Source organism: Aliiglaciecola sp. (assembly GCF_039982535.1).
GTDB lineage: Bacteria > Pseudomonadota > Gammaproteobacteria > Enterobacterales > Alteromonadaceae > Aliiglaciecola.
This window is the reverse complement of the sequence record NZ_JBDWYG010000045.1, coordinates 198,551-215,689: the sequence shown is the minus strand read 5'-3', so window position 1 is coordinate 215,689 and position 17,139 is coordinate 198,551. Positions and strand designations below refer to the sequence as shown.

17 protein-coding genes are annotated in these 17,139 nt (G+C 40.8%); 7 read left to right on the top strand and 10 right to left on the bottom strand.

Translation table 11 applies throughout. The features are described 5' to 3' along the window. Positions 1-27 precede the first annotated feature (27 nt). From ABJV04_RS15015 to ABJV04_RS15005, 3 genes are read right to left on the bottom strand one after another with little or no spacing between them, the layout of a single operon-like run. Positions 28-1,365, bottom strand: coding sequence for an N-acetylmuramoyl-L-alanine amidase (locus ABJV04_RS15015; RefSeq protein ID WP_348492454.1), 1,338 nt, complete (start codon positions 1,363-1,365; stop codon positions 28-30). A 5-nt stretch (positions 1,366-1,370) separates the two neighbouring features. Further along, positions 1,371-1,829: a tRNA (adenosine(37)-N6)-threonylcarbamoyltransferase complex ATPase subunit type 1 TsaE gene (gene tsaE / locus ABJV04_RS15010; protein WP_348492384.1), complete on the bottom strand. Its 459-nt coding sequence runs from the start codon at positions 1,827-1,829 to the stop codon at positions 1,371-1,373. Beyond that, positions 1,826-3,343, bottom strand: coding sequence for an NAD(P)H-hydrate dehydratase (locus tag ABJV04_RS15005; protein ID WP_348492383.1), 1,518 nt, complete (start codon positions 3,341-3,343; stop codon positions 1,826-1,828). The genes tsaE and ABJV04_RS15005 overlap by 4 nt, the downstream gene beginning before the upstream one ends. Between ABJV04_RS15005 and queG the strand changes: the two genes are divergently transcribed. Beyond that, on the top strand, positions 3,337-4,488 hold the full coding sequence (gene queG / locus ABJV04_RS15000; protein WP_348492382.1) for a tRNA epoxyqueuosine(34) reductase QueG: 1,152 nt from the start codon (positions 3,337-3,339) through the stop codon (positions 4,486-4,488). The genes ABJV04_RS15005 and queG overlap by 7 nt on opposite strands. A gap of 16 nt (positions 4,489-4,504) precedes the next feature. Here queG and ABJV04_RS14995 read toward each other — a convergent pair whose 3' ends face one another. From ABJV04_RS14995 to nudC, 3 genes are all read right to left on the bottom strand, one after another. Continuing rightward, entirely contained in the window at positions 4,505-5,140 is a 636-nt protein-coding gene (locus tag ABJV04_RS14995) for a hypothetical protein (RefSeq protein WP_348492381.1), read from the bottom strand. Beyond that, the gene (gene hemE / locus ABJV04_RS14990; RefSeq protein WP_348492453.1) at positions 5,140-6,213 is read right to left on the bottom strand and encodes a uroporphyrinogen decarboxylase; all 1,074 of its coding nucleotides are present in this window, start codon (positions 6,211-6,213) and stop codon (positions 5,140-5,142) included. The genes ABJV04_RS14995 and hemE overlap by 1 nt, the downstream gene beginning before the upstream one ends. 306 nt (positions 6,214-6,519) lie before the next feature. Then, a complete protein-coding gene (nudC, locus tag ABJV04_RS14985) occupies positions 6,520-7,341 on the bottom strand; it encodes an NAD(+) diphosphatase (protein WP_348492380.1) in 822 nt (273 codons plus the stop codon). Positions 7,342-7,560: 219 nt separating this feature from the next. On the opposite strand from nudC, the gene rsd reads away from it, so the two are divergent. The 4 genes from rsd to ABJV04_RS14965 all read left to right on the top strand — a co-directional run bounded on the left by rsd (position 7,561) and on the right by ABJV04_RS14965 (position 10,505). After that, complete coding sequence (gene rsd / locus ABJV04_RS14980; protein WP_348492379.1) at positions 7,561-8,022, top strand: sigma D regulator; 462 nt, start codon at positions 7,561-7,563, stop codon at positions 8,020-8,022. Positions 8,023-8,042: 20 nt separating this feature from the next. Continuing rightward, entirely contained in the window at positions 8,043-8,474 is a 432-nt protein-coding gene (locus ABJV04_RS14975) for a transcriptional repressor (RefSeq protein ID WP_348492378.1), read from the top strand. 333 nt (positions 8,475-8,807) lie between these two features. Next, the gene (locus tag ABJV04_RS14970) at positions 8,808-9,239 is read left to right on the top strand and encodes a secondary thiamine-phosphate synthase enzyme YjbQ (protein WP_348492377.1); all 432 of its coding nucleotides are present in this window, start codon (positions 8,808-8,810) and stop codon (positions 9,237-9,239) included. 84 nt (positions 9,240-9,323) lie between these two features. Continuing rightward, positions 9,324-10,505 (top strand): OmpA family protein, encoded by a 1,182-nt coding sequence (locus ABJV04_RS14965; RefSeq protein WP_348492376.1) that lies wholly within the window; start codon positions 9,324-9,326, stop codon positions 10,503-10,505. A 501-nt stretch (positions 10,506-11,006) separates the two neighbouring features. On the opposite strand, the gene dnaB is transcribed toward ABJV04_RS14965, so the two are convergent. From dnaB to ABJV04_RS14945, 4 genes are all read right to left on the bottom strand, one after another. After that, positions 11,007-12,395, bottom strand: coding sequence for a replicative DNA helicase (dnaB, locus tag ABJV04_RS14960; protein ID WP_348492375.1), 1,389 nt, complete (start codon positions 12,393-12,395; stop codon positions 11,007-11,009). 233 nt (positions 12,396-12,628) lie between these two features. Further along, positions 12,629-13,579 carry a DUF4097 family beta strand repeat-containing protein gene (locus ABJV04_RS14955; protein WP_348492374.1) on the bottom strand — a complete coding sequence of 317 codons (951 nt, stop codon included), beginning with the start codon at positions 13,577-13,579 and terminating at the stop codon, positions 12,629-12,631. A gap of 80 nt (positions 13,580-13,659) precedes the next feature. Further along, positions 13,660-14,166: a hypothetical protein gene (locus ABJV04_RS14950; RefSeq protein ID WP_348492373.1), complete on the bottom strand. Its 507-nt coding sequence runs from the start codon at positions 14,164-14,166 to the stop codon at positions 13,660-13,662. Continuing rightward, complete coding sequence (locus ABJV04_RS14945) at positions 14,159-14,725, bottom strand: RNA polymerase sigma factor (protein WP_348492372.1); 567 nt, start codon at positions 14,723-14,725, stop codon at positions 14,159-14,161. The genes ABJV04_RS14950 and ABJV04_RS14945 overlap by 8 nt, the downstream gene beginning before the upstream one ends. A gap of 270 nt (positions 14,726-14,995) precedes the next feature. On the opposite strand from ABJV04_RS14945, the gene ABJV04_RS14940 reads away from it, so the two are divergent. Beyond that, positions 14,996-15,901, top strand: coding sequence for a hypothetical protein (locus ABJV04_RS14940; RefSeq protein WP_348492371.1), 906 nt, complete (start codon positions 14,996-14,998; stop codon positions 15,899-15,901). 317 nt (positions 15,902-16,218) lie between these two features. After that, the gene (locus ABJV04_RS14935; RefSeq protein ID WP_348492452.1) at positions 16,219-17,130 is read left to right on the top strand and encodes a choice-of-anchor A family protein; all 912 of its coding nucleotides are present in this window, start codon (positions 16,219-16,221) and stop codon (positions 17,128-17,130) included. The last annotated feature ends 9 nt before the right edge of the window (positions 17,131-17,139 follow it).

Sequence of the window (17,139 nt, the reverse complement as noted above, 5' to 3'; positions counted from 1 at the left end):
AATTGGAGGGGCGGAAAACGATTTTGTTTAGGTGCTTGGAATGGTTAATACTTGACCTATTCTCACCGTATCATTACGCATATTATTCGCTTCTTTTATAGCGCTAATTCGAACTTTGTATCGTTGCGCTAATAATGACAAGGATTCACCACTTCGTACTTTGTGGGTTCGTTTTTCAGAGCGTGCATTGTTAGCCCATAGGGTACCATCGGGTGGCAGTTTCCGAAAATGCTGTTTAATGGCTGAAAAAACTGAACTCGCTAATTTTTGACGATGTTGATTCCAATTGAGATTTTTTTCTTCATTTGGGTTGGAAATAAATCCCACTTCCACAAGAATAGATGGAATATCAGGCGATGTTAACACCGCTAAACTTGCCGCCTGCGGGAGTTTTTTATGCAAACTTGTGACTTGTTTTAGCTCAGAAATTACCATTTTACTGATGTCATAACTGGTAGTTAATGAGTGATCCATGGACATATCTAACAAAGCTTGGGCTAGGTAGCGTTCACTTGCGGTATCTTGAATCACCTCTGCCGCCCCGCCTAACAACTCTGAATGGCGTTCAGTTCTTTCCATCCAGCGCCCTAACACTGAATTCGCCCTGCCCATTGATAACACCCAAACGGAGGCACCTTTGGGTTGTGGAGTTGTAAAAGCATCGGCATGAATGGATACAAAGAGGTCTGCTTTATTTTTACGCGCAATATCCGGACGTGCATTAGGAGAAATATAATAATCGCCTGTTCGGATTAATACAGCCCGTAAACCAGGTTCAGCATCAATCAATTTAGCTAACCTTTTACTGACACTAAGTGTAATATTTTTCTCGTAAGTTCCTGCGCGACCAACCGATCCAGGATCTTCTCCACCATGGCCTGCGTCAATAGCGATGATAATGTCGCGATCTCGAGTCGAGCTTTCAGAACTCATTACCACTTGTTGAGTTCTTTCGGATTGATCACTTAAATCTATCACTAGACGGTTTTTATAGGGAGCTGTTGGGGGTAATGCAAAGATTTCCGTATTCAACTTCCGTTTAAGTTCAAGCACAACCCTAACTGACGAGGGATCTTTGGCCGTGCTGTAACGTATTTTTTTAACTAAATTTGAAGATTTGGCTAACTTAGCCAGGTCAATCTTGCCTTTGGTATTGGCTAAATCAATAACTAAGCGCTCAGGATTGGAAAGGGTAAAGTAAGAATATTCAGGCTCTTGGGTTAGGTCTAATACCACACGCGTATTATCGGGAGATGGCCACATTCGTAATGCTTCAATGGCATTTTGTGCAAAACACAAATGACTGATTAGCAGCATCAAAATGCCACTCAATACTTGAACCTTCAGTCTAGATACACTTTTCATCATTATTATTTTTGTAATATCTCAACAATTTTTCGCCCGACTTCAGACTGGGACGCTAGATGGATGCGCCTTCCATCAGCTTCAAATTCTATACTAATCTCTAAATCAGCTGTTGCCAATAGACCAGCACCTTTATCAGGCCACTCAATCAAACAAATACAATCATCTGCAAAATAATCCCGAATTCCCATGTATTCAAGCTCTTCAGGATCGGCCAAACGGTACAAATCAAAATGAAACACTCGCCACGATGAAACTTCATATGGCTCGACAATAGTGTAAGTGGGACTTTTTACATTTCCCACATGCCCTAAACCATGCAAAAATCCGCGACTGAAAGAGGTTTTCCCAGCACCAAGATCTCCGGTTAAATAGATAACTAAGTGCTCAGTAGTGAGTTGCGCGATTTGTTTAGCAATATCGAGTGTAGCTGCCTCATCCGGCAAAAACTGGGTATATTTCATTTTCTGTTAACTAGTTGCCTTAAATAATCAAATAAATCGCTGGCAATCATACCACGTTGACCAAAGTTATCCGCCACTAAATCCGCTGCAGCAGAATGTATACAAGTACCAAATAAGCTAGCCTCAGGCGCTGTCATTCCTTGTGCCGCTAACGAACCCAATACACCCGACAATACATCTCCCATTCCAGCCGTAGACATACCTGGGTTTCCATTGGCACAAACATAGGTGGCTACCTGACTATGAACGATACTGCCTGCCCCTTTGAGAATACAATTACCGCCATAATTTTCTACCAACTTAGTCGCGGCAGCATAACGATCATCTTCTACGTTTTCGATACTAGTATCCAGTAGCCTTGCTGCTTCTGCACTATGGGGTGACATTATCAAATAGGATAAATTTAAAGCGTGTAATTGATGACTCAACAGATTTAACCCATCGGCATCAATTATAAGCGGTTTATCTTGGTGGATGAGATAACTAAATAGTTGATTAAAGGTTTCCTGACTCCAGGAAGTCTGCCCTAAGCCAGGCCCAAAAACGATACAATCTGCCCACTCTAACATCTGTAATAAGTTTTCACTGCTGGCCATTATTTCCGGCCGGCCTTGTACAATTGAAGAGGTTGAATTGGCATGGCAATAAACTTTCACCAATCCAGCTCCAGTTCGCATCGCGGCTTCGGCTGTCATACGAATAGCCCCAGCCATACCATTATTTCCGCCGATGCAAAGTAATTTACCATTGTTGCCTTTGTGACTATCTAAAGGCCGCGGGGCTAAGGGCGCAAAGTCAGCATATTCGATTAAGCGTGCTCGTGCTTTCATTAGGTGAGCGAAGCTTTCACCAATATTCAGCTGTTTGAAAATTAGATTGCCACACCTTTGTTTGCCATTGCCGGTGACAAGTCCAGTTTTAATACCAACAAAAGTAATAGTGGTATCAGCATTCACACAAGCCCCGAGTGTTACCCCAGTATTAGCATCAAGACCCGATGGAATATCAATAGATAATTTATGTGCACTGGATTGGTTAATACGCTGAATAACAGATTGATAAGAGGATGAAACTGCGCCTGATAAACCTGTGCCTAACAAACCATCCACGATCAGCTCAAAATGCTCGGTATCCACCAGCCGAATATCAGCTACTTCACCGCCATTGGCCAACCAACTTTGTTGCGCTAGTAATGCATCACCTGATAACTGCCGAGCCGGATCAACTGAGGCTAAGGACACCCTGTAGCCATCTGCGAGTAATAGACTGGCAGCAACATAACCGTCACCACCATTATTACCGGTTCCCACGGCAACTAGAATATTGGTTTGATGATCAAAATGAGTCTGGATCCAGTCAAATAACGTTTCTCCAGCTACTTGCATTACCTCATAAAGGGGAATCGACATCTGCTTAGCAGCTTCTAACTCTCCTTCTTTTACACACTGCGCTGTATATAGATTTTGTGATAACCTTTGTTCCGACAATTCTGCTTTTAAGGACCGCTGTGACACAATTATCTCCTCATTTTCTTAATACTTTAGCCAAAAATATCAAGGAGTGGGGCAAAGCGCTAGGTTTTCAACAAGTAGGAATCGCGGATACAGACTTGTCGCAACATCAAGCTCACCTTGAAAGCTGGTTAGATAAGGGCTTTAACGGTGAGATGCAGTTTTTCCAACGTAACCAAGAAAAACGTGCGGATCCCGCTAAGTTAGTAGAAGGCACTTTGCGATTAATTAGTGTGCGCATGGACTATTTGCCCCCAGACGCTAGTTTTGCAAAGGACTTAAAACAGTCTAAAACCGCTTATATAAGTCGTTACGCCGTGGGGCGTGATTATCATAAGTTGGTGCGTAATCGACTTAAAAAACTTGGAGAAAAAATACAGCAACAGTTTATTGATTTGGAATTTCGTCCATTCGTAGACTCAGCACCAGTGTTAGAACATGCTGTTGCTGAAAAAGCCGGAATTGGTTGGACAGGTAAACATTCATTAACCATCAATAAAGAAGCTGGCTCTTGGTTTTTCCTAGGAGAATTATTCGTCAACATTCCGCTGCCCATCGACCAACCTGTGGAAGAAAATTGCGGCAGTTGCAACGCCTGTTTGACCATATGCCCTACCCAAGCCATTGTCGAACCCTATGTTGTTGACGCTCGACGCTGTATTTCATACCTAACCATTGAATATGATGGAGTGATATCTGAAGAGCTGCGAGTCGCTATGGGCAACCGTATTTATGGTTGTGATGATTGCCAATTAATTTGCCCTTGGAATCGTTATGCCCAATTGACTGAGGAAAAAGACTTTTATGGTCGTAAAATGATCAAAGGAGAAGACTTAGTTAATTTGTTTTTATGGGATGAAACTCAATTCCTGGCTAACACCGAAGGCTCAGCCATCCGCCGAATTGGTTTTCAAAAGTGGCAGAGAAATTTAGCCATTGCCATGGGTAATGCCGAATTTGACCAACGCATTTTAGATGTGCTGCAAGCAGCATTGAACAATAGCAGTGAAATGGTTGCAAAACACATTCAATGGGCCATTAAGCAACAATGTGAACGACAACAAAACCTGTCATCCACCACCCAAACCTTGAGACTTAAACAACGTTTAATTAGGAGTGTAGAAAAGGGTTTGCCGCGCGACGCATAGGGAATAACTTGAGAGACTATTTATCCAAAAAAATATGAAAATAGGTTTTACCGTCTTTACTCGTTGTAGACGATGACGTCCCCGCATATTGCCACCAATCAGCGTCACGCATGGTAGAAAAAACCTTTCCCCAGTTTTGGTGCTCACCGGCATATTCACCTATCATCTGACAACGATTGTCATCGCAATCAAGGCGATGCAGATTAATTAAATCAGCCTCTTGGTGTAGCGCCAAAAAATCACTAATTTGATTTTGTGCGGTTAAGTTTGCTTTATTGACGGTGTAACCTTTCTCAAACTCTGTTTCTTGAGTTTGCTGTTGTTGACGGGTTAATTTCGAATGTTGAAATGCTTCGCCTAACTCAGCTAATTCCTTTGCCTGTTGTTGCAGCTGACTTTGCTGTGATGAAACAACACTTGAGTGAGTTTCAACCTGTATTTCGAGGTTTTCAGGTTTGCTTTTATTAGCGTTTATTTTATTGGCATCAATGGTGGACTCGGAGCTACCACCGTCGATTTCAATAATCACTTTTTTGATTATACCATCGGTTTGTAGTTGATTGCCGTTACCTTCAGCTTGAAGCGCGCCAAACCAATATCCAGCTACGAATATCAATACTGCGCCCAAGGACAACACTAACGGCGTTTTCACTATTTTGATGTTTGGTGATAAGGCTTACTGAATTTGTGTACAGCTTCCACGAATACACCGGCATTTTCAGGCGGTACATCTAAATGAATACCATGGCCAAGGTTAAATACATGACCAGGACCTTCACCAAATCCAGCCAAGATACTTTGTACTTCTTCTTCAATGCGCGGCGCTGGTGCATAAAGAATTGAAGGATCCATATTGCCTTGAAGGGCGACTCTGTCCCCAACTCGACGTTTTGCATCAGCAATATCAATGGTCCAGTCAAGTCCAACACCATCACACCCAGTGTCGGCAATTTTCTCTATCCAAGCTCCACCGTTTTTGGTGAATAATGTAACAGGAATTCGCTGTCCCTCATGTTCACGGATCAAGCCATCAACGATTTTGTGCATATATTGTAATGAAAACAATTGGTAATCTCTTGGAGTAAGAACACCTCCCCAAGTATCAAACACCATAACCGATTGTGCACCTGCTTTAATTTGCGCATTAAGGTACAAAATTACCGAGTCTGCGAGTTTATCTAACAACAAATGCAATGATTTAGGATCGGCAAAAGCCATTTTTTTGATTTTAGTAAATGCTTTGCTTGCTCCGCCTTCAACCATATAGGTGGCTAGTGTCCAGGGACTGCCAGAGAAACCAATTAAAGGTACTTCTCCTTTCAGGTTGCGTCGAATAGTGCGTACCGCATTCATTACATATCCCAATTCATCTTCAGGATCTAGAATGGGTAACGCCTTAATTTCCGCATAACTTGACAACGGATGCTTAAATTTAGGCCCCTCTCCCGCTTCAAAATACAAACCCAAGCCCATAGCGTCTGGAATCGTTAGAATATCGGAAAACAAAATAGCGGCATCTAAATCAAAGCGACGTAAAGGTTGTAAGGTTACTTCGCAAGCCAACTCTGCGTTTTTACAAAGTGACATGAAATCGCCAGCCTCTGCACGAGTCGCTTTATATTCAGGTAAATAGCGACCTGCTTGACGCATCATCCATACGGGAGTGACGTCGACGGGTTGACGGAGCAAGGCGCGTAGATAGCGATCGTTTTTTAACTGCATGATTTATCCGTTGTATAAAGGAGTTTATTAAAACCGACAGGCATCTATATTAAGCCGGTGAATAACCCACTAATTTTAAAATTGCGGCATAGTTTAGTAAAAAAGTGGTCTGGAGGGTATATTTATTGGTTTTTAGTTTTTAAAATTATTTTTTATAACGATTTTTGAAAAAAAACCTTGATTTACGTTATCGCCATTTGGTATAAAACAATAGCTTTAAAACTTATAAAGATTAAGAAGCTCGCTTGACGAGACCTCTACGCTAAACATTGTAACCCTGCTCTGGCAGGGTTTTTTATTGTCTGTAATTTATTTTTCTTGCTGCGCTATCTGTCGCAAGGTTTCTTCAATTAATTGGCCAGCAATAGATATTTTCGGTGGAATGACGGGTAAATTATCCGGTTCATACCAATGGGCCTCTATAATTTCATCCCCATCAACTTCAATCTCGCCACTGTCATGCTCAGCTAAATAGCCCATCATTAGAGAATGTGGGAATGGCCAAGGTTGACTGCCAAAATACTCAAGATTCTTAATTTTAACCCCAACCTCCTCGAATACTTCTCGGTGAACGGCTTGTTCTAGGCTTTCGCCACTTTCCACAAACCCCGCTAGGGTAGAAAACATTTTACGGTCTTTATGTGCCCGACCTTGTGCTAATAAAATCTTATTGCCTTTACGTATAGCAACAATGATACATGGCGAAACTCGAGGATAGCAGCGGTGGTTACAATTATAGCAGTGGGTGGCCATTTCCCACTTCACTTGCTGCATGGCGCTTCCGCATTGTCCGCAATAACGATGAGTGCGTCGAAACAGTATCCACTGCCACGCACGAGCGACTGTCTGAAACAACGAGAAATTATTGCCCAAGTAAATTCCACGCAAACTCATTGTTTCGTAATCATCAATAACCAGTTGTTCATTTCCCACATCAACAGCTAAACATGGGGTGCCGTCAAACTCACCTAATGAAATGATTTGATCATCATAGTGGTGAATCATCGCCAGATCCTGCCAAGTTGCCTTAAGCAACTCCTGCTGTTCCTTATTTGCGACAATCCTGTCCCCCATAAAAATGATCCACTGAACTTCAGTATTAACGCCGATTTCTTTTATATTTATTAGCATAAGTCACACACATGTCGTCTATAAGAGACACCAAAACACGGTATTGAGTACCACTATTTGAGGTCAGATTGATTAAATTAGTTTAACACGATTTCCCCTTATTCTTGAAAGGCGGATGTTACTATTGATCTGCGTCAATAGACTAAAGCATAGTTTAGTTAAACTAATGGTGATGATATACTAAGCTGAATATAAAAAGCGCTCTTTTAAGGATTCGCAATGTTGACCAAAGTCGAACTCGCTAAACAAAAATGGAGTGGCTACCACAAATCTGTTGATATTTGGTTGCTAGAGCGACAAAAATTGTTGGTTCAATATTGTCAATTGGCGGGTTTACCTCCTTTTGAGAAAAAATCCTCTGGTTTGCCGGAAGTAAGTGACATTAGATTGTTTTGTGAAACCTTAGTAGACTATGTGTCAACTGGTCATTTTGAGGTTTACGACAAATTAGCGTCTGACCCTAAACAGAATAATGATGACCAAAGCCTTGAAAAATCTGTTTTTCCTCGCATATCAGAAACAACAGAAGAGGCTCTAGCCTTTAACGATTTATTTGCAGAAGTTTCTTCAGATAACGATTTGGCTAATTTTGACGAAAAACTTTCGTTGCTGGGTCAACAACTAGAAGCACGATTTGAATTGGAAGATCAGTTGCTTCATTCTCTGAATAACCAGAGTTGAAAAGGAAATATTTAGCAATAATGAATATCGATGCGCAATTATCTAGAGCTAGAGAATACTGTGAAGGGAAAGGTGCTCGATTCACAAACCTTAGAGAAAAAGTATATGAATTACTGTTAAGTAAAAGTAGTTCAGTCGGGGCTTATGAATTGTTAGACGAGCTTAAAGTAACTGAAAGCGGAGCCAAGCCTGCTACTGTTTATCGTAGTTTAGACTTTCTACTCGAATTTGGTCTTGTTCATAGACTAGAATCAACCAATGCATTTGTAGCTTGCCATCATTTTGATTGTAGCCATCCGGTACAATTCTTAATTTGTGACAATTGTGGGTTGGTGAAAGAGATTCAGTCAGAAGGATTGAAAGAGACATTAGACAAACAAGCTAAGTCTGTAGGGTTCAAAGTCAGTAAACAAACAATTGAAGCCCATGGAACCTGTGCACTCTGCCAATAAATATCCGTTCCAATCACTTTTAGTTTAGCTTGCAACTTAGTTAGATTGATAAGGCTGAATTTGTTGAGCCATCAGCAATGATTGTAAAATTAAAAATACAACCAACAAGTTTAGGATACAAGGTTTTTAAGTATGGGTTTGAAAGTGCTAAACGCTAGCGGTAAAATCCCGCCGGTAAAAATAATTCGGTAGGTTTGCTTTGCCCTCACCTATTGTAGTTTGTGTTAAAATCCATACAATTAGCCGCCTAGCAGAAGACATCAACTAGAATAGTCGAATACGCTAGGCTAATAAAGACATATTTAAACGTATGTTTTAATAATTAGTGTCGCAATGTGGATACAGAAAAGAATAACAATAAGAGTTAAAGCTAGAGGGTTTCATTTGATTACAAAGGAAATTCTCGATCAACTTCCTGAAATAAGAGAAGTGGACATAGGTATGCTGAATTTATTCATTCAACACACCAGTGCAAGCTTAACCATTAATGAAAATGCAGACCCTACGGTAAGAATTGATCTTGAAACTCAAATAAACCGTATGATCCCTGAAGGTTCGGAACACTATTTGCATAACATCGAAGGTGACGATGATATGCCAGCACATATTAAAGCGAGTATTTTTGGTAACAATTTAAATATTCCAATTGACGCTGGCAAGCTAGCAATGGGGACTTGGCAAGGCATATACTTAGGTGAGCACCGAGACCATGGTACACAAAGAGTTATAGTGGCGACACTTCAAGGACTCGACAAAAACGTGTAAAAACGACTGTTTTACGCGTAAAAATGAAAATAATTTGAATATTTTACTTTTAATTTAGATAACCACTACACACGGGATGGAAACATGAAAAAATCATTGATTGCAGCAAGTCTTTTAGCTGCTATTTCAAGTAACGCTTTCGCAGCTGAAGATTCTTCAGACAAGTATTGGATCGGCGGCTTTACTGAGATTTATAAGCCAGATGAAGAGAAGAGTTTCGACTTTACTTCATTCGATGCTGGCCTAGGACTAGGTGCTGAAGTTGGTGTAAGAGAAAGTGAGCACTGGGGTGGCCGTTTTGAAATTGCTAAAGTTAGCTTAGAAAGCGATGCTGACCTAGTAGATGATAGCGCAACTCGTTTCGGTGTTGATGCTATGTACTTCCTAGAAGATGACCTTATGTATATCTTCGGTGGTCTTAAGCACATCGATATGGTTGATTCTGGTAGCATGGCTAACCTTGGTCTTGGTAAACACTGGGATCTTTCTGAAAAAGTTAAACTAGTTACAGAAATTGCTGCTTACCATGATTTTGGTCAAGCATATAATGATGTAAGCGCTAAATTAGGTTTGGCTTACACATTTGGTTCAACTGGTCCTAAAGCTCCTGGCGATGCTGACCAAGACGGCGTTAATGATAACCTTGACCAATGTCCTGATACAGCAATTGGTGCTCGCGTAGATAGCACAGGTTGTAGCATCGACACTGACGCTGACGGCGTATTAAACGACATCGACCAATGTCCAAATACTCCAGCTGGCACGCCTGTGGGCGCTAAAGGTTGTAGTTTAGCACTTGATAGTGACCAAGATGGTGTTCTTGATAACGTAGATCAGTGTGCAAACACGCCACTTACAGATAAAGTTGATGCAACTGGCTGTAGTATTTTTGAAGAAGTAGAAGTTCGTGAAACTCTAGAAGTATTGTTCGCGAATAATAGTAGTGTTATTCAAAATCCTGATGCGGCTAAATTCCAAGAATTTGCTGACTTCATGAAACGTTTCCCGAATACACAAACTGCAATTGAAGGTCATGCTTCAGCTCCAGGTAATGCTGACTACAACATGATGATTTCTCTTAAGCGTGCTAAAGCAGTAAGAACTTTACTTATCGAAAAGTACGGTATTGCAGCTGACAGATTGAGCGCTGAAGGTTTCGGTGAAACTCAATTGTTAGACACAAGCAATACAGCAGCGGCACATAAAGTGAACCGTCGTATTGAAGCTGTAGTAACAGCTACTAAGAAAGAAAAAGTATTACGTTAATAGGTAATAGTTATATTGAAAAACGGCCTTAGGGCCGTTTTTTTATGCCTGAAATTCAATAATTTGAGGTGATAGTGTAAACCCCGGGGCTAAAGCACCCGCCTACAGAAAGACCACAAGAAAATACGCCCCATAGCATGGGCTTTAGCCCATTGAAAAACCAAAAGAAAATCCCCCCTGTAGCATGGGCTTCAGCCCATAGAAAAACCTCAAGAAAATCCTCCCTGTAGCATGGGCTTTAGCCCATGGAAAAACCACAAGAAAGTCCTCCCTGTAGCATGGGCTTTAGCCCATGGAAAAACCACAAGAAAATCCCCCTGTAGCATGGGCTTCAGCCCATGGAAAAATCACAAGAAAATACGCCCCGTAGCATGGGCTTTAGCCCATGGAAAAACCACAAGAAAATCCCCCCGTAACATGGGCTTTAGCCCATGGGAGAAAACAGAAGATTAAACAAGATGTGCCACGGGATCTCTCCCGTGAATAGCAGATTATGCCACCCTATTCGTCAGAATAAGCAGGGCCAGCATAATTGTCGAAGCGGGAAAATTGACCTTGGAATGTTAGCCGTACTGTGCCGATTGGGCCATTACGCTGTTTACCTAGAATAATCTCAGAGATGCCTTTTAGATCGGTGTTTTCGTTATACACTTCATCACGGTAAATAAACATAATCAAATCTGCATCCTGCTCGATAGAACCAGATTCACGTAAGTCTGAGTTAATTGGACGCTTGTCCGCCCGTTGCTCCAAACTACGGTTTAGCTGTGAAAGAGCAACTACTGGTACATTCAATTCTTTGGCTAGGGCTTTTAGTGAGCGGGAGATTTCAGCTATCTCTAAGGTACGATTATCACTTAACGATGGCACTCGCATTAGCTGAAGGTAATCAATCATTATCATACTGATACCATCACGTTCCCGGGCTAGTTTACGGGCACGAGTGCGCACTTCCATTGGCGTAAGACCGGAAGAATCATCAACAAAAAGGTTATCTTTATCTTTCAACATTGCCATTGTGTTGGAGATTCTGGCCCAGTCCTCATCATCGAGCTGTGCGGTACGAATCTTGGTCTGATCAACACGACTCAGGGATGCTAACATCCTCATCATGATTTGTTCAGCAGGCATCTCTAGGGAAAAGACTAATACCGGCTTTTCTTCCAACAACATGGCGTTTTCGCACAGGTTCATGGCAAAGGTTGTTTTTCCCATGGAAGGACGAGCCGCGACAATAATTAAATCAGAACCTTGAAGTCCGCTGGTCTTTTTATCTAAATCAGTATAACCGGTGGATACCCCAGTCACTTCTTTATTGGTTTTAATTAAAGCTTCAAGACGATCTATTGTCTGTCCTAAGACAGACTCAACATCTTTAGGTCCCTCGTTGTTCCCCATGCGCTTTTCAGCAATTTGGAAAACTTGTGTTTCCGCAAGATCGAGGATCTCACTACTGTCACGACCTTCAGGGTTATAACCCACATCGGCAATTGAATGAGCAACACCGATCAATTCTCGAGTGATTGCCCGTTCTTTAATAATTTCTGCATAAGCTACTACGTTAGCAGCACTGGGAGTGTTTTGTGCTAGTTCGCCCAAATAGGTAAACCCGCCAGCTTCCTCGAGTTCGTCATGACTCTCTAATTCTTCAGAAACAGTAATAATATCAACAGGTTTGTTAGCAGATAATAAACGCACAATACTACGAAAAATAGTACGGTGAGAGCGGTTGTAAAAATCTTCTTCTACTACCACTTCTGCCACCTTGTCCCAGGAATCAGGGGCAATCAGCATACTCCCTAGCACTGATTGCTCAGCTTCCATGGAATGTGGTGGAATTTTCAGTTTCTCAACTTTATCGTCTCTGTTTTTATCCGGAACGGCTTTCACAACACTTAAATCTTTTAATAATGGGTCGAGTATTATGCGCTAAGATTGATATTGCATCAAAGTCTATCGTAAAAAATTTATTGGTAAACTTAGGTTTTTAATTGGATTAGTTGAGTCGGTTTGGGGGTGTAAAGATTGCTTATCTCCATGGGCTGAAGCCCATGCTACAGATACAACCGCATAGCCCCGCAATTTATCTCGGACATCCATGGCCTGAAGGCCATGGACAAGGGTTATTTTTTGTCGACTTTAATTCTACCGCTAACGGTGGATACCTTAACTTGGCCATTTCCACCGTTGTGGGAAAACTCAAGCCAACGACTTGGGCCATATTTGGCTTTATGTTCTTTATCTTTGCTAATTTTATTTGTTATTTTACCGCCAGCATGTCCTTGCAAGTCGAAGCGTGCAGAAATATCTGATTGGAAATATAAACTTATACTACCGCCAACACTGGTGGCCCGTACATCTCCTTGAGGGGCGAGCTCTAAACTGGCATCTACACTTCCATTTACTGTGTTTAAGTTTAAATGCTCAACTTTTCCTAAGGTTAACTCAATATCACCATTGACTGTCTCTGCTTTCACTTCAGGAGTATCTAATGAAACATTAATGTCTCCATTAACAGATTCATAAGTGGCTTCGCTAGCAGTCGAATCACGGTCTTTAATGTCACCATTTACCGTTTGAATTTTGATATTCCCTTGCAACGAGTGGGCTTCCACATCGCCATTGACTGCCTCTATTCTCAAGCGTCCAGAAAGATTCGAAACGTCTATTCCACCGTTAACCGTGTCGATATCAGCACTACCTCGAACCTCTGTAACCTCCACATTTGCATTAGTTGAGTTGTAATTTATATGACTGTTAAAAGGGACGTATATTTCCAAATCGTCACCATCATCGGAGTTCCAGTTCCAACCATTTCGTTTACTGTTGACCTTTACTTTGATGATGACTTCATTTCCATCGCGTTCAAAAATAAACTTCTCAGTACGACCCCCGAGTTCGCCAACGACTCGAACCTCATTATTCGCCCAACCAGTAATGTTTGCGTAGCCGCCAAGATGCTCTATTTGCACATAACCGTTGTTATCTGCTTTCAATGATTGGTCAACTTTCTCACCTGCGAAGGTAAAGGAGCTCACCATGCACAACCCGACACTAAAAAATAGTTGTTTCATTTTCTTACCCTTAATGACATTCGCTAAAGCGAATTGATGGTATTTTTTAACTTTCGAATTTTTACTCAAAGGTATATTCATTAAATTTGTCTCCATTTAGGAGAGTGAACCCGTTCAATTAAATCAATCTGTTGTTGATGAACATTTTGCAACATCTTCAACAAGGCTATGTTGTTTGAATCATGCTCCAGCGCAGCTTTAATGGCATCCGCAGCTTCATCCAGTTCGGTTAACTGCTTTTGCCAGTTTTCTGTCAAAGCGGGTTGATCCTGAAACTTTACCAACAATGCGTCTTTTTGGGCTTTATGCTGACTACTCAAGGCCGCAACCAAATCTTGTCCTGTTATTTGCTCGGTAGCCGGCTGCAAAGAAAACCAGCTAAGAACGCAGACAAGGGCAAAAGAAGCGGCAATTGCAATCATCTTGAAACTTGACTCAGTATTGGCTTTTTTATTCTGCTCATTAGGCGCAGCCTCTTCGGCTAACGCAATTTCAATACCCGCCCATAAATCCCTTTCAGGTTGTCTTTCATTACTCAGGGCATCTATTTGCACACGCAAATCTTTATCGAAATCTCTTTTATTCATAACCCATCCACTCCTTTAACAAATGTTTAGCACGGTGAAACTGTGCTTTACTGGAGCCAACTGCCATATTCATCATGCTTGCAATATCCTCATGGCGGTAACCTTCTATTGCATGCAATACAAAAACAATTCTTGCCCGTTCTGGCAATCTCGCGACATGGCGCTCTAATTCACTTAGGTCAGTAGATTGCTCAGCTGCATAAAAGTTTGCCTCTGAGTCTTCAATATTAAACATACGCTTGACCCAGCCTCGCTGCTTACGTAAATATGAAATGGTAATGTTAGAAGTGACAGTATGTAACCAAGTTGAAAACTTACTATCCCCTTTGTAATTACCAATCTTACGCCACAGCTGAATGAAGACTTCTTGCGCAGCATCTTCTGCTAATGACTTATCACTAGTGAGCCGATAGCACAGCCCATATACCTGACCAATATAGGTTTGATATAGACGGTGATATGCATTTTTGTCGCCCTGTTGTACTGCTTTTATCAGGTCACGTTCTGATTTATCTTCAAACGTGCGCTGTGCAGAAACAACGTTTCCATGTGTATTCAATATTTTTATCGGTTTTTATATTGTGTTAAAGAGTTAGTCGCAGAGTAGATCAGAAAGGTTTAAACCACCAATTTAAAATTTTTAATTCCCTGAAAGCATTCCCTCAAACAACTGATATTCATATGATTATTTTAAAAATAAATCCAAATATTCTTACATTAACTTGATTATCATAGGTATTTGCTGCTCAAGAATTAATTTTCTAACCATTCGTAAAATAGTCGTCTACAATTTTAATTCATATAAATAGGGTAAAAAGGTAAATCAATAATGAATATGGAAATAAGCCCCTTTAAACACATTTTAGTTGTGCTGCACGCCAATGAAGATCCATCAATCCCCTTAGCTAGGGCAACACGATTGTGCAGAGCCTATGCTGGAAAGATGAGTGTGTTTGTTTCCCTCCATAACCTTTTTTATCCTAAGGCCAATGTTGACTTAGCAGACAATTTGCAAGAAATTGTCGACCACCAGAAAAGTACGATTATCGAGATATTGACAAGGTGGGAAGCCACTGAGTTTGTTGAGGATATCTTTTTGTCTTGGCAGCAGAAACCGTCTTTAGCAATTGAGAAATTATTAACACAAAAAACCTTTAATCTAATTTTAAAAGCACCTTATCTGCAAAGTGACTTTAAACGTCTATTTTTAAGCGGGTTGGATCATTATTTTGTAGCAAACTGTCCGTTGCCTGTGTGGATGGTTAAACCAAGACTTTGGGACAAACAACTTGAAGTTCTAGCCTGCGTAGATATTAAAGATGATGATTTCGACAATCACTTACTAAATCGCAAAATTTTGGCGGTTAGTGACAGACTATCTCAAACTATTGGTGCACAAATGCACGTGATCGATTGTTACGACGGAGAAATAGGTACGTTACATATCGACTTTAATAAACAACGGGGGTTTAAACGAGAAGCAACTTTAAAACAGAAACATCAGGAAAAATTAAAACTCTATATCCAAGAGTATTCCCTAGCCGAGGATGTACTTCATTCCGTAGAAGGTATTCCAGATGAAGTCGTCCCCGAAAAGGCGGCTCTTTTAAATGCCGAAGTGGCAGTGATTGGAAATAATGAAGACAAGCACTTTTTCGACAAGATGTTTGGCGATACTGCAATGACACTGACGGAATCCATGCCCTGTGATATTTTAGTTTTGAAGCCAGACTAACCTAAAAGTCACTCCCCCCTTACTAAAGTATAATCAAATACACCTAATCCACAGAAACTATCCTCAAGGAATATGCTATATTACGCCGGATTTTTCTGTCGAAGGTTTATTTAGAGTCTAATTTTTTTACACTCCCTCCAGAAAAATCAACTAAACGGAATTATTTTTTATAAAATACATAGACTTAAAATTAGGCATTATTTTTGCTTATTCTAGTTTTTTTGTAATAGCTCAACTATTAGTTATTAAATTGTTTTAAGCGTATTTGTATGGCGTAAATATCCATTTAAATTTGAGGAAGTAGTACATTGAAATTTATGAAGTCGTTATTTGCTTTTGCCGTATTAGCCACTATTTCAGGCGTCGCGACAGCCACTAGTGGAACTATTGGTCAGTATAACCTTTTATTGTTAGGTGATTATAATTTCAGCGGTGGGGATGTCCAAGGACAAACATTTATCGGTGGTGATTTAAATTCATCTAACCCTGTTGAGTTTGGTAGTCGTCTGGCTAATACCGACACTGCTATTGATGCCGTTACTATTGTAGGCGACATTAATGCTAGTCGTGTTCGTGTACTGCGCGATAATAATCTAGTCTATGGTGGTAATCTTAACGGGACGGCCATCGAACTAAATGACGGAGATGATGGCCAGTTAATTTATGATCCTTCATTGACAGTCTCCGATATACAAACTGAATTATACGCGGATACCGCTTATTTTGCCGGCTTAACCAGTACTGGTAGCTTTTCGAGTGGCAACTTTAATTACACAGGCACTAGTGACATAGCTGTTTTTGATGTGTCTGCTGCCGACGTTTTTGCGCAAAACAGTAGTTTATCGATGAATTGGGGAAGTGCAGAAACCGTAATTATTAATGTATCAGGTACTGACATTAATATTGGAGGCGGGGTTAACTTAAACAACGGTTTTAATGGCGATGCAGCATTTTCAAATATTGTCTGGAATTTCTTTGAAGCGACGAATATCGATTTTAATGGGTTAGCGTCTAAAGGTTCCGTTTTAGCACCTTATGCGGATACCAGTGGTGGAGCATCTTTTGATGGTTCATTCGCTGCTGTATCATACACAGGTGCTAGAGAGTTCCACGATTATACATTCAATTACACCCCGCCATTAGCGACTAAGGTAGCAGAACCTTCTTTATTCGGTTTAATGTTGTTGTCGGGCTTACTAGTTATTAGAAAACGAAGAATTAAAGCGTAAATACTTTGT

What these genes read in the sequence shown, in the direction of transcription:
- ABJV04_RS15015 (WP_348492454.1), bottom strand. Translation starts at nt 1,365, where the DNA reads ATGAAAAGTGTATCTAGACTGAAGGTTCAAGTATTGAGTGGCATTTTG.
- tsaE (WP_348492384.1), bottom strand. Translation starts at nt 1,829, where the DNA reads ATGAAATATACCCAGTTTTTGCCGGATGAGGCAGCTACACTCGATATT.
- nudC (WP_348492380.1), bottom strand. Translation starts at nt 7,341, where the DNA reads ATGCTAATAAATATAAAAGAAATCGGCGTTAATACTGAAGTTCAGTGG.
- rsd (WP_348492379.1), top strand. Translation starts at nt 7,561, where the DNA reads ATGTTGACCAAAGTCGAACTCGCTAAACAAAAATGGAGTGGCTACCAC.
- ABJV04_RS14975 (WP_348492378.1), top strand. Translation starts at nt 8,043, where the DNA reads ATGAATATCGATGCGCAATTATCTAGAGCTAGAGAATACTGTGAAGGG.
- ABJV04_RS14970 (WP_348492377.1), top strand. Translation starts at nt 8,808, where the DNA reads ATGTGGATACAGAAAAGAATAACAATAAGAGTTAAAGCTAGAGGGTTT.
- ABJV04_RS14965 (WP_348492376.1), top strand. Translation starts at nt 9,324, where the DNA reads ATGAAAAAATCATTGATTGCAGCAAGTCTTTTAGCTGCTATTTCAAGT.
- ABJV04_RS14955 (WP_348492374.1), bottom strand. Translation starts at nt 13,579, where the DNA reads ATGAAACAACTATTTTTTAGTGTCGGGTTGTGCATGGTGAGCTCCTTT.
- ABJV04_RS14950 (WP_348492373.1), bottom strand. Translation starts at nt 14,166, where the DNA reads ATGAATAAAAGAGATTTCGATAAAGATTTGCGTGTGCAAATAGATGCC.
- ABJV04_RS14940 (WP_348492371.1), top strand. Translation starts at nt 14,996, where the DNA reads ATGAATATGGAAATAAGCCCCTTTAAACACATTTTAGTTGTGCTGCAC.
- ABJV04_RS14935 (WP_348492452.1), top strand. Translation starts at nt 16,219, where the DNA reads ATGAAGTCGTTATTTGCTTTTGCCGTATTAGCCACTATTTCAGGCGTC.